Origin of the sequence: Paraburkholderia silviterrae (genome assembly GCF_004353915.1) — a bacterium.
GTDB classification, from domain to species: domain Bacteria; phylum Pseudomonadota; class Gammaproteobacteria; order Burkholderiales; family Burkholderiaceae; genus Paraburkholderia; species Paraburkholderia silviterrae.
Genome location: NZ_SMRP01000004.1, coordinates 431,151 through 442,566, shown reverse-complemented (window position 1 = coordinate 442,566; position 11,416 = coordinate 431,151). Strand labels below are relative to the sequence as shown.

Genomic DNA, 11,416 nt, shown 5'->3' with positions numbered 1-11,416 from the left:
GCGGCAGCGGCAGCAGGGGCCGATGCGGCGGCGGCTTCGGGCGCGGAGGCCGCGGCAGCGGCCGAAGCGTCAGGGGCGGACGCGGACGCAGTGGGCGCGGAAGCGGCGGCGGGCGCGGACGCATCGTCGGCCAGCGCCGCGCCGACGCCGCCGGCCAGCAGCGAGCCGGCCATCAGCAGGGACATCAAATATTTGCGCATCTCGGTTTCCTCTTGTCTCTCTCGTATCGCTTGTCTCAGGGACGCCGTCAGGCGATCACAGGGCGTCCGCGCCGGTCTCGCCGGTGCGGATGCGAATGACTTGTTCGATGGGGGTGACGAAAATCTTGCCGTCGCCAATCTTGCCGGTGCGGGCGGCGCGCTCGAGCGACTCGATGGCCTGCTCGACGATGTCGTCTGAAACGGCCGCTTCGATCTTGACTTTGGGCAAGAAGTCCACGACATACTCCGCACCGCGATACAACTCGGTGTGGCCCTTCTGACGGCCGAAGCCCTTGACTTCGGTGACCGTGATTCCCGAGACGCCGATGGCCGATAGGGCCTCGCGCGCCTCATCGAGCTTGAACGGCTTGATGATGGCAGTGATCAGTTTCATTTAGTCCTCGCTGCGGTTGCTATTAATTGCTTTCATCCCGTTTTCAGTCTTGCGACGGGCGCCGGCGGTGCGGGTCTCGCCCCGCTGGCGCACCGCGAGCCAGCCGTTGTTCGGTGCGCCCGCAGTATTAGCAACACGCGTGCCAGTTTGTTCAGGCATCTTTTCTGACGCGCCTCGATGCACGATCCGCACAAGCCGTGGACAATGCCGGTCCACGCGCGCCAACCCGCTCCACGCGGGCATGAGCGGCTGCCAGCGAGGTCCTGGCCGAACGGCCAGCGCTGGCGCTGCGCGGTGGCGGCGCCTGTCGATCGTTGCTAGAGTGTTTTCAGGCAGGCAAGCCCGGCGCTCAGGCATCGCAAGCGCGCGCAAGGGCATGTGGGACAGGTGGCGGGCCGTGTGCGCGTGTTGCGGTGCCGTAGGCACGTGGCAGCCACACCGTGCACCAGATGCGCTCACGGGCAATACAAGCCTCGCGGGTCTCGCACCAAGATCGGTCACGATTCAAAGCGAGGCACAATCGAAACGAAGTCTGCACATTTTTTGTGCAGCGAATTTGGGTAGTAAGGGGAACCGAATGAAACAACCGAACGATGTGTTCAACGATCTGCAATCGAAGGTGAGCGAGCTCCTGAAGAATTCGCCGGCGCGCGACGTCGAGCGCAACGTGCGCGCCATGCTCTCGCAAGGCTTCTCGAAGCTCGAACTCGTCACGCGCGAGGAATTCGACGCGCAGACGCAGGTACTCGTGCGCACGCGCCAGCGCCTCGAAGAGCTCGAGCGCCGCGTGGCCGAGCTCGAACAGAAGCTGCCGGTTACTGGCCAGTCGTCCTGAATAATCCAATGCGCACCTGGGGCCTGTTCGCGCGAATGACAGGCCCCGAGGCAAGCGAGCCGTAACCGTTCCGCAATGGAACCGTAAAGGGGCACGCGCCTCACCAGCCTGGCACATGAAGGGTGTTGGCTTAATACACACACCGCTCACCGTTCATGCGCCCCCTTTTCCGGAGATCTCCATGTCGCTTGCCGTGGTGCGCAGCCGCGCGCCGGCTGCTGGCCGCGCGCCCGATGTGACCGTCGAAGTCCATCTCGCCAACGGACTGCCGTCGTTCTCTATCGTCGGCCTGCCCGATCTCGAAGTCCGCGAAAGCCGCGAGCGCGTGCGCGCCGCGCTCTCGAACTGCGGCTTCGACTTTCCCGTGCGCCGCATCACCGTGAATCTCGCGCCCGCCGACCTGCCAAAAGAGTCGGGCCGCTTCGACTTGCCCATCGCACTCGGCATTCTCGCGGCGAGTGGGCAGATTCCCGCCGCGGCGCTCACGCAAGCGCGCGAGTTCGCGGGCGAACTCTCGCTTTCGGGCGCCGTGCGCCCCATGCGTGGCGCGTTCGCGATGGCATGCGGCACGGCGCGCGCGCATGCCCGCGCCGACTGTGTATTGCCGCCGCCCGAATCGCACCGCTCGCCGCCGGCACATGCGCACGCCGGCGCCGTGGCCTCTTGCATGCGTACGCCCGAGCTCTACCTTCCTGCCGACAATGCCGCCGAAGCCGCCCTCGTGCCCGGCGTCGATGTCTATGGCGTCTGCGACCTGCGTGCGCTCTGCGCCCACCTCGCGGGCGAGGAGGACGCGCACCTTGCGCCCGTGCGCGCCGACGCACTCGGCGCGGCGCCTGCCGCCGCGCAGCCCGACATGGCCGACGTCATCGGCCAGCGCGGCGCGCGCTCGAAGTCGCGGCGGCCGGCGGCCATCATCTGTTGATGGTCGGCCCCCCCGGCGCGGGCAAGTCGATGCTCGCCGCACGCCTGCCCGGGCTCCTGCCGCCGATGACCGACGCCGAGGCGCTCGCCAGCGCCGCGCTGCTGTCGTCCAGCGCACTGGGTTTCTCGCCCCAGCAATGGCGCCGGCGGCCGTTTCGCGCACCGCACCATTCGTCCAGCGCGGCGGCGCTGATCGGCGGACGCAATCCGCCCCAGCCCGGCGAGATCACGCTCGCGCATTCAGGCGTCCTATTTCTCGACGAGCTGCCCGAGTTCGACCGCCACGTGCTGGAAACCTTGCGCGAGCCCCTCGAAGCGGGCTCCATCACCATTTCGCGTGCGGCGTGGCAATCCGACTTTCCCGCCGCTTGCCAGCTCGTCGCCGCCATGAATCCGTGCCCGTGCGGCTGGCGCGGCGACCCCTCCGGGCGCTGCCGCTGCACGCCCGAGGCCGCGGCGCGCTATCGCCGCAAGCTCTCCGGACCGCTCCTCGACCGGATCGACATCCAGATCGAGATTCCCGCGCTGCCACCCGTCGAGATCGCGTCGCGCGCGAGCGCGCCCGGCGAGCCGAGCGCGGCCATCGCCGCGCGTGTGGCAGCGGCGCGCGAGCGCCAGATCGCTCGCCAGGGCAAGACCAACCGGGAGCTGAGCGGGCGCGAGACCGACGCGGTCTGCCATCCCGACGCCGCGGGCGAAGCCCTGCTGCGCGAGGCCGGCGAGCGTTTCGGCTGGTCGGCCCGGGCGTACTACCGCGCGCTCAAGGTGGCACGCACGATCGCCGACCTTGCAGGCGCGCCCATGCCCGAAGCCGCGCACGTCGCGGAAGCGGTCCAGTACCGGCGCGTGTTCAGTGATCAGTAGTGCGCACTAGCGGCGCAGATCGACGGCACTACGGCGGCTCATGCTCGCCATGGCCACGCATTGCGCGCGGCCGCCGCCGAATCCCGAATTCCAACCTTCAGATGGATCAAAAAAAGGAAGTCAAGACTTGACTTATGCACACTTCGTCGTGTTGACGTCTTTGTCATGCACGATTCGCATTTAGCTTTGACCCAAAACGCAAGTTGCTGATTTTTATAGATTTAACGATTTGCCGGGAAAGGCGCCAAACTAACAAAAAGCCCACAGCGCAGCCATTTGCGGACGACGAACCGTCTTTTTCCACAAAGTTATCCACAGGACCTGTGGGTAACCTGTAAACTCTCAATAAAATCCGGGTTTTAGCCCGTAAACCCAGGAGAACACATTCACTTCCGGCCGCAATCCTCTGTCACTCCGGATTCCTAAGAGGCACTCAATAGAGCTTGAACGATTGGAAGAACTGATCGACTTGCTCAGGCGCCGGCTGCTCGCGGCCCACGATCGCCAGCTGGTAGGCATGCGTCCCTTTGGCGACGAGCCGCGCATGAATCGTGCGCGGCTCATCCCTTGCGCCTGCCTTGCCGGCGAGCTGCATGTCGACGCCCTCGACGGAGCCGCCAGCCTCGAGCGGCACGGCCACCGTGCGCGCCTCGGGCGCCGCGCCTACGTTGCGCGCGAGCCCCGCGCGCAGAAACGCCAACGCCCTTTGCTGCGTGGCCGGCTGCGCGTCGGGCAGGTCGAGCGTGCCGATCACGAACACCGCGCCGCTCACCTCGGCGGTCTGGACCCGCATGCGCATCGGCGTGCCGCCCACGTCGATGCGGCGCTCGTCGGCGCCGGGCTTGGCTGGCAAATCGATGCTATAGCCGCTCGCGCTATTCGAGATCGTGCGCCAGTCGTAAGTGGGCGAACAGGCGATGAGGGCGCCGAGCAGGCCCGCAAGCAGTCCCGCAGCCGCTGCGCGCGCGCGGGGCAAGCGCCGCAACGACGGCAGAATCTGCGAAAGATGGGCGCGGGAGAGAAAGTTGAAGACCATGAGGCGCAAGCGTGGCGGCTGAAAAGTGTGAGGAAATGGCAGCGCGGGACATTATCCTTTGCTTATGCCCGGCCGTGCCGCCACAACCGCTATGCCGGGAAATTCGGCGCTACAATACTCCGGCTCATTTCCGCGCCCTGAGGCGCCCGAGGCTTCATCCATGTCCGCATCCCCAACTCCCCCGAAGGCGCGCTCCGGTGCGTTGCGCACTATCGGCGCCATGGTCGTTGTCGCCGCGTTGGCGATAGCCGGCTACTTCGCGTTTTTCGGCAGCCAGCAGCGCGTGCCCGACGCCACCTTCACGCTGCTCTCCGGCCAGAAGGTCTCGACCGCCGATCTCAAGGGCAAGGTCTATCTCGTCAACTTCTGGGCGACGAGCTGCGCCACCTGCATGCAGGAAATGCCGCAGATGATCCAGACCTATAACCGCTTCAAGGGCGAAGGCCTCGAATTCGTCGCGGTGGCGATGAACTACGACGCGCCCATGTACGTCGCCAATTACGCGCAAACGCGCCAGCTGCCGTTCAAGGTGGCGATGGACGATGGCTCGGCGGCCAGGCAGTTCGGCAACGTCCAGCTCACGCCCACCACCTTCGTGATCGACCGCAACGGCAAGATCCTCAAGCGCTACGTGGGCGAGCCGACGTTCGCGGAGCTCGACGCGCTGCTGCAGAAGGCGCTCGCGACCTGACACGCTTCACAGCCCCTTTGGCCGCCGCCCTCCTCACAATCCCGGGCAGCGTCTCACGAGCAAACGGCAGCGGAAATCCGCTGCCGTTTTTGTTTGCCCCGCTGCATCGCATTGGTCGTCACCCGCGCGCCTCGTTCTCCCCTCGCGCCACCAGCCCGTAGCGGCGCATCTTCTCGTAGAGCGTGGCCTTCGCCATCTGTAGCCGCTCGGCCGCCTGGGCGACCGCGCCGTGCGTCTGCTGCAGCGCATCGGCAATCAGCGCACGCTCGTACTGCTCGACGCGCTCCTTGAGCGGCAGCGCCTCGTCGGCGCCGCTCGCGGCCTGCGCCGCGACATCGTCGGGAATGCCAAGCACATAGCGGTCCGCCGCGTTGCGCAGTTCGCGCACGTTGCCCGGCCAGTCGCGCTGCGCAAGGCGCATGCGGTCGCGCTCGGTCAACAGCGGCGCGGGACGCTGATAGCGCACCGCCGCGTCCAGCAGGAAATGCTCGAACAGCGGCACGATGTCTTCGCGGCGCTCGGCGAGCGGCGGCAGCGCGATCGTCACCACGTTGAGCCGATACAGCAGGTCGCGCCGGAAGGTGCCCGCCGCGACGTGCTCCGTCATGTCTCCCTTGGCCGCCGCGACCACGCGCAGGTCGACGCGCACCGGCTGGTTCGAGCCGAGACGCTCCAGCACGCCGTCCTGCAACACGCGCAAGAGCTTCACCTGGAGCGCGAGCGGCATGCTCTCGATCTCGTCGAGAAAGAGCGTGCCGCCCGCCGCGTGCTCGAGCTTGCCGATGCGCCGCTTGGCTGCGCCCGTGAACGCGCCGCTCTCGTAGCCGAACATCTCCGATTCGAACATCGGCTCGGGCAGCGCGCCGCAATTCACGGCCACAAAAGGCTTGTCGCGGCGCGGCGAGAGCTCATGCAGGCTGCGTGCGATCAGCTCCTTGCCCGCACCGGTGTCGCCGTTGATGAGCACGGAAGCGTCCGTGGGCGCGACGTTCGCAATCAGCCGCCGCACCTGCTCGATCGCCGGGCTCTTGCCGATGATGCGCGGCGCGAGCGTGTTCTGCCCCGCCAGTTCGCGGCGCAGCGCGAGGTTTTCCAGCATCAGCGTGCGGCGCTCCAGCGCGCGCCGCACCGTCTCGATCAGGCGCTCGGAGGCGAACGGCTTTTCGATGAAGTCGTAGGCGCCGTCACGCATCGCCTGCACGGCCATCGAGATGTCGCCATGGCCCGTGACGAGGATCACGGGCACGTCGGGCGCGCGTTCGTGGCATTGCGCGAGCAGGTCGAGCCCGCTCATGCCGGGCAGGCGGATATCGCTCACCACGACGCCAGCGAACTCGGCGTCCACGAGCGGCAGCGCGGCCTCGGCGTTCGCGAAGCTGGCCGCGTCGAAGCCCGCGAGCTGCAGGCTCTGCACGCCAGCGCGCCGCACCAGTTCGTCGTCCTCGACGTAGAGCACCCGTCCGGGCATCGAGCTGACCATGTTCGTTCGTCTTCCTTATTTCAGTGGCGCACGCCGTTCGCAGGCGCCGTTGGGTTTCCCGGCGACCGGTTTCCCGTCGTTGCGTTTCCCGTCGAGGTGTTTCCCGGCATCGAGTTGCCCGTCGTTGCGTTTCCCGACGTTTGCCCATCGGCGGGCGAGGTCGGGCTTGCGTTGGTGGCCGCGTGCGCCGCGTTCACGCGGGTGCGGCGCAACGTCAGCACGAAGCAGGCACCGCCATCCGCCGCATTGTGCGCCGCGAGCGAGCCGCCGCAGTCGCGCGCGATCGACGAGGAGATCGCAAGCCCAAGGCCCAGCCCCTGCCCCATCTCCTTGGTCGTGAAGAACGGCTCGAACAGGCGCGGCATGACGTCGGCGGGGATGCCGGGCCCGCTGTCGCACACGGCGATCTCGATCGTCGCGGGAAGCGCGCGCACGTCGATGGCGATGCGCGGCGCGCTCATCCCCGCCACCGCGTCGAGCGCATTGCCGATCAGGTTGATGAGCACCTGTTCGAGCCGCAGGTCGTCGCACTGCGCAACCAGCTCGGGATACTCGCCGTGCGGGTCGAGCGGCGCGCTCGCGGCGTCGCCATCGGTGAGGGTGAGCGCCACACCCACGCCTTCGAGGCGCTTGCCGAGCAGCGCAAGCGCGTTGCGCAACGCACGCGCCACGCTCGAGCGCTGGCTCTTCGGCTTCGCGCGTCCCACGAAGAGCTTGAGCTGATTGACGATCTTGCCCATGCGCTCGGTGAGCGAGCCAATCGCCTCCAGATTCTCGTGCGCCGCATCGTACTGGCCGCGCTCCAGAAACACGCGGGTGTTGTCGGAGAAGCTGCGCAGCGCCGCGAGCGGCTGGTTCAGCTCGTGCGTGATGCCGGCCGCCATCTGCCCGAGCGCCGCAAGCTTGCTCGCCTGAATCAGCTCGTCCTGGGTCGCGCGCAACTCCGCTTCCGTGCGCGTGCGCTCGGCCACCTCGCGCTGCAGCCGCTCGTTGGCCTGCGAAAGATCGGCGGTGCGCTCGGCCACGCGGTCGTTGAGCATGGCATAGGCCTTTTGCAGCATCGCGCGGCTGCGCAGCACCTCCCGCACGCGCGCGCGGCGCATGCGCCAGTAGAACGCCACGAGGCACAGCGAGACGTAGCCGAAGCCCGTCATGATCGTCGCGTTGCGCGCCGCGTCCAGCACCGGATCGACCGGCGACATCGTCACCAGGTGCCAGTCCGGTTCGCCGAGCCCGCGACGCGTCTCGAGATAACGCGGGGCGCGCAGCCCACTGCCGATGCGCACGATATCGGCGCCGCCCTCCAGCACGCGCTCCACGCTCACGGGCAACGGGGCGATGTCCTGGCGCGCGTACTGGCGCGTCTCGTCGATGGACGCCACCACGTCCGCCGGCAGCGGGCGCACCGTGCGGTACTTCCAAGCGCTCACCGAGGAGAGAAAAATCACGCCGTGATCGTCGGTGACGAGCAGCGGCTCGGAAGTATCCGAGCCCGGAAACCATTCGAGATTGAGCTTGACCACGGCCACGCCGACGATCTTGCCGTTGCGCCGCACCGGTTGCGAAATGTAGTAGCCCGGATCGTGCGAGATCGTGCCGATGCCGAAGAAACGCCCCACGCCGCCCTTCGCCGCCTCGATGAAGTACGGCCGAAAGCGGTACTCCACGCCCACGAAGCTGTCTTGCCCGCGCCAGTTGCTCGCGGCGATGCACAGGCCGTCGGCGCGGATGATGTAGGTCGTGGTGGCGCGCGCATGGCGGTTCACGTCCTCGAGATAGCGGTTCGCCTGCGCCACCCAGTCGGCTTTCGGATCGGCGAGCACGTCCTGCACGAGCGGATGCGCGCCCACCAGATACGGCAGCGACTCGTAGCGCTCGAGCGTGCTCTTGAGCGCGGCGGTCGTGCGGTCGTTGCGCACGGCCGCGTTGCGGCGCAGCGCGTCGACGCCAGTCTGCCAGGCGAGCGACCACGCGAGCATGCACACCGCCGCGAGCCCGACGGCGAGCGCGAACAACAGGATGAGACGGCGCGTCACGAATGAGGCTTCCGGATGATCGTGCGGGGATGGCTGGAATTGTGGCACACGCTAACCGCGCGAGGCGGCCTACGGTGAGAAAGGGAACGCGCCGGGGATAAGGCTGGGGACAACGGAACGGCAACAGGCGGGCGGATCGCCACCGCAGACGCGGGGAAAGCAGCGGGCGCCGCCCGGCGGCGCGCGCCGCGAAAGCAGATACAGCGGGTACAGCAGGCCTTGCGAGCGGCGGCGGCCCGGCGCGGCGGCCACCGCCGCCTTGCGCACCGCGCCGCCGCACGGGCTCAAACGCACGGGCTTACGCGCCCGCGCTCTCCTTCACTTCTTCGGCCTGGCCAGAAAGCGCGGCGCGCAGCTTGTTGCGGTCGAGCTCCTTCTCCCATGCCGAGACCACGACCGTCGCCACGCCGTTGCCGACGATGTTGGTGAGCGCGCGGCACTCGCTCATGAAACGGTCGATGCCGAGGATCAGCACCATGCCCGAAAGCGGGATGGTCGGCACCACGGCAAGCGTGGCCGCGAGCGTGATGAAGCCCGCGCCGGTCACGCCGCTCGCGCCCTTCGAGGTGAGCATGGTCACCGCAAGCAGCGTGAGCTGCTGGGTCCACGTGAGGTCGGTGTTGGTCGCCTGGGCGATGAAGAGCACCGCCATCGTCATGTAGATGTTGGTGCCGTCGAGGTTGAACGAATAGCCCGTGGGCACCACGAGACCCACCACCGAGCGCGAGCAGCCGAGGCGCTCGAGCTTCTGCATGAGCTGCGGCAGCGCCGACTCCGACGAGCTCGTGCCCAGCACGATCAGCAACTCTTCCTTGATGTAGGCAACGAAGCGGATGATCGAGAAGCCGGTGAAGCGCGCGATCGCGCCGAGCACCACCAGCACGAACACGATCGAGGTCAGATAGAACGTGCCGATCAGCTTGAGCATCGGCACGAGCGAGCCGACGCCGTACTTGCCGATGGTGAAGGCCATCGCGCCGAACGCGCCGATCGGTGCGAGCTTCGTGACGATCTTGACGACGCCGAACAGCACGCCCGAGACGCTGTCGATGAACTCGGTCACCACGCGGCCGCGCTCGCCCAGTTGCGCGAGCACCGCGCCGAACAGCAGCGCGATGAGCAGGATCTGCAGGATCTCGCCTTGCGCGAACGCCGAGAACATCGTGTCCGGAATGATGTGCATCAGGAAGTCGACGGTGCTCTGGCCGTGCGCCTTCGCCGCGTAGGCCGCCACGGCCTTGCCGTCGAGCGTGTGGACGTCGACGTTGAAGCCCGCGCCCGGTTTGAGCAAGTGCGTGGCAACGAGGCCGAGCAGCAGCGCGAAGGTCGAGACGATCTCGAAGTAGAGCAGCGCCTTGCCGCCCACGCGGCCGACCTTCTTCATGTCCTCCATGCCGGCGATGCCGGTCACGACGGTACAGAAGATGATCGGCCCGATCACCATCTTGATGAGCTTGATGAAGGCGTCGCCGAGCGGCTTCATGTCGATGCCGATGTCCGGCCAGTAGTGGCCGAGAACCACGCCGATGACGATCGCCACGATCACCTGGACGTAAAGGACTTTGTGCAGAGGTTTCTTCACGATTGAATCCCGCAAATAGGTTGAGTCGATGGCCACGCAGGGCCGCGACAGGTCGAAACGGGGGGATCAGCGAAACCGGACGTAGGGATCGGACATCGGCTGTCTCCAAAGCTGCTGTTTTTTTGTCGCGGCCAGGGTAGCCGCGCGCTCTCTATTTCGCAAGGTTGATGCCAGCAATGCAGAACGCCTTCAGCCTTGATTTACAAGGCTTTTTTGTCTCGAATAAGTGCGGGGAATCTGGTTTTCCAGAAATGCGGCCCGGTGGCGTCCGGGTTTCCGGAATGGGGGAGGAAAAGGAGAACGGAGAGGAAACCGCACGCTGCGCGCCCTCGGACCGAAGGCGCGCAGTTAGGGGCGCCCAGCTTGGGACGCCCAGCTTGGGGCGCCCGGCACGGGACGCCCAGTTCAGGACACCCAGCTCAGGACGCCCGGTTCAGGGCGCCCGGTTCAGGACGCCCGGCTCGGGACGCACAACTTCAGCCGCGCCCCTTCCACGGCACGAGGCGACGCTCGAGCGCGCGCATGCCGAGATCGAAGCCCCAGGCAATCAGGCCGATCACCACGATGCCCATCACCACGACGTCGGTGCGCAGGAAGCTCGACGCGTTGAGCACCATCTGGCCGAGGCCCGCCGTGGCGGCCACCATCTCCGCGGCAACGAGCGTGGTCCAGCCAAAGCCGATGGCGATGCGCAGGCCGGTGAGGATCTCGGGCAGCGCGGCGGGCAGCACGACAAAACGCACGATCTGCGCGAAGCTGCCGCCGAGCGAGGCCGCCGCGCGCAGTTGCTCGACGCTGGCGCTCTTCGCGCCGGCGCGCGCCGCCATGGCGATGGGCGCGAAGCAGGCGAGCCAGATCACGACGAGCTTGGCCGTTTCGTCGATGCCGAACCAGATCACCACGAGCGGCAGGTAGGCGAGCGGCGGCAGCGGCCGGTAGAACTCCAGCGGCGGATCGAGCAAGCCGCGCGCAACGCGCGACACGCCCATCAAAATGCCGACGGGGATCGCCGTCACGGCCGCGAGCGCGAACGCGCCGAACACGCGCAGCGTGCTCCAGAACAGGTGTTCGGAAAGCGGCAGGCCGCCCTGGATGCGGCCGTGCCAGGCATCGACGAAAGCCTGCCAGACGGCCTCGGGCGTGGGCAGGAACAGCGGCGGCAGCCAGTGCAGATGCGTGGCCAGCCACCAGAGCAGCGCGAGCGCGGCCACCGAGGCGGTGCTCAGCGCAGCGGTCGGACCTTCGCCGGGCATGCGGCGGACGCTCGCGCGCCGAGCGGCGGGCGTGGTCCGCGGGAGATCGATGGACGCGCCCCGGCCGGCGGATGCCACCCGCGCACGATCCGAAGACCCCGCCAGCGCTTCGGCCTGGACT

General features: G+C 67.4%; 8 protein-coding genes and 3 pseudogenes. 3 read left to right on the top strand and 8 right to left on the bottom strand.

Translation table 11 applies throughout. The features are described from left to right. The 3 genes and pseudogenes from EYW47_RS12310 to EYW47_RS40840 all read right to left on the bottom strand — a co-directional run. Positions 1-200, bottom strand: a pseudogene (locus EYW47_RS12310) (ammonia channel protein); the annotation flags it as partial. A 55-nt stretch (positions 201-255) separates the two neighbouring features. Continuing rightward, on the bottom strand, positions 256-594 hold the full coding sequence (locus tag EYW47_RS12305) for a P-II family nitrogen regulator (RefSeq protein ID WP_028217122.1): 339 nt from the start codon (positions 592-594) through the stop codon (positions 256-258). Continuing rightward, on the bottom strand, positions 595-753 hold the full coding sequence (locus EYW47_RS40840) for a hypothetical protein (protein ID WP_165976537.1): 159 nt from the start codon (positions 751-753) through the stop codon (positions 595-597). A gap of 418 nt (positions 754-1,171) precedes the next feature. On the opposite strand from EYW47_RS40840, the gene EYW47_RS12300 reads away from it, so the two are divergent. Together EYW47_RS12300 and EYW47_RS12295 are read left to right on the top strand one after the other, a co-directional pair. Next, positions 1,172-1,429 (top strand): accessory factor UbiK family protein, encoded by a 258-nt coding sequence (locus EYW47_RS12300; RefSeq protein WP_028217123.1) that lies wholly within the window; start codon positions 1,172-1,174, stop codon positions 1,427-1,429. Positions 1,430-1,610: 181 nt separating this feature from the next. Then, positions 1,611-3,217: pseudogene (locus tag EYW47_RS12295) on the top strand (YifB family Mg chelatase-like AAA ATPase). A gap of 433 nt (positions 3,218-3,650) precedes the next feature. On the opposite strand, the gene EYW47_RS12290 reads toward EYW47_RS12295, so the two are convergent. Beyond that, entirely contained in the window at positions 3,651-4,253 is a 603-nt protein-coding gene (locus tag EYW47_RS12290; protein ID WP_240763655.1) for a hypothetical protein, read from the bottom strand. 160 nt (positions 4,254-4,413) lie between these two features. Between EYW47_RS12290 and EYW47_RS12285 the strand changes: the two genes are divergently transcribed. Next, positions 4,414-4,944, top strand: a complete 531-nt coding sequence (locus EYW47_RS12285) for a TlpA family protein disulfide reductase (RefSeq protein WP_133195100.1) — start codon at positions 4,414-4,416, stop codon at positions 4,942-4,944. A 118-nt stretch (positions 4,945-5,062) separates the two neighbouring features. Here the strand turns inward: EYW47_RS12285 and EYW47_RS12280 are convergent, their stop codons facing one another. The 4 genes and pseudogenes from EYW47_RS12280 to EYW47_RS12265 form a co-directional block, all read right to left on the bottom strand. Further along, complete coding sequence (locus tag EYW47_RS12280; protein WP_133195099.1) at positions 5,063-6,424, bottom strand: sigma-54-dependent transcriptional regulator; 1,362 nt, start codon at positions 6,422-6,424, stop codon at positions 5,063-5,065. Between the two features lie 176 nt (positions 6,425-6,600). After that, a pseudogene (locus tag EYW47_RS12275) lies at positions 6,601-8,466 on the bottom strand (sensor histidine kinase); the annotation flags it as partial. Positions 8,467-8,758: 292 nt separating this feature from the next. Next, positions 8,759-10,045 (bottom strand): dicarboxylate/amino acid:cation symporter, encoded by a 1,287-nt coding sequence (locus EYW47_RS12270; protein ID WP_133195133.1) that lies wholly within the window; start codon positions 10,043-10,045, stop codon positions 8,759-8,761. 473 nt (positions 10,046-10,518) lie between these two features. Beyond that, the gene (locus EYW47_RS12265) at positions 10,519-11,295 is read right to left on the bottom strand and encodes an ABC transporter permease subunit (RefSeq protein ID WP_133195132.1); all 777 of its coding nucleotides are present in this window, start codon (positions 11,293-11,295) and stop codon (positions 10,519-10,521) included. Positions 11,296-11,416: the final 121 nt, after the last annotated feature.

Bases quoted from the DNA above. Each gene is read 5' to 3' on its own strand.
- EYW47_RS12305 (WP_028217122.1), bottom strand. From the start codon at position 594: ATGAAACTGATCACTGCCATCATCAAGCCGTTCAAGCTCGATGAGGCG.
- EYW47_RS40840 (WP_165976537.1), bottom strand. From the start codon at position 753: ATGCCTGAACAAACTGGCACGCGTGTTGCTAATACTGCGGGCGCACCG.
- EYW47_RS12300 (WP_028217123.1), top strand. From the start codon at position 1,172: ATGAAACAACCGAACGATGTGTTCAACGATCTGCAATCGAAGGTGAGC.
- EYW47_RS12290 (WP_240763655.1), bottom strand. From the start codon at position 4,253: ATGGTCTTCAACTTTCTCTCCCGCGCCCATCTTTCGCAGATTCTGCCG.
- EYW47_RS12285 (WP_133195100.1), top strand. From the start codon at position 4,414: ATGTCCGCATCCCCAACTCCCCCGAAGGCGCGCTCCGGTGCGTTGCGC.
- EYW47_RS12280 (WP_133195099.1), bottom strand. From the start codon at position 6,424: ATGGTCAGCTCGATGCCCGGACGGGTGCTCTACGTCGAGGACGACGAA.
- EYW47_RS12265 (WP_133195132.1), bottom strand. From the start codon at position 11,295: ATGCCCGGCGAAGGTCCGACCGCTGCGCTGAGCACCGCCTCGGTGGCC.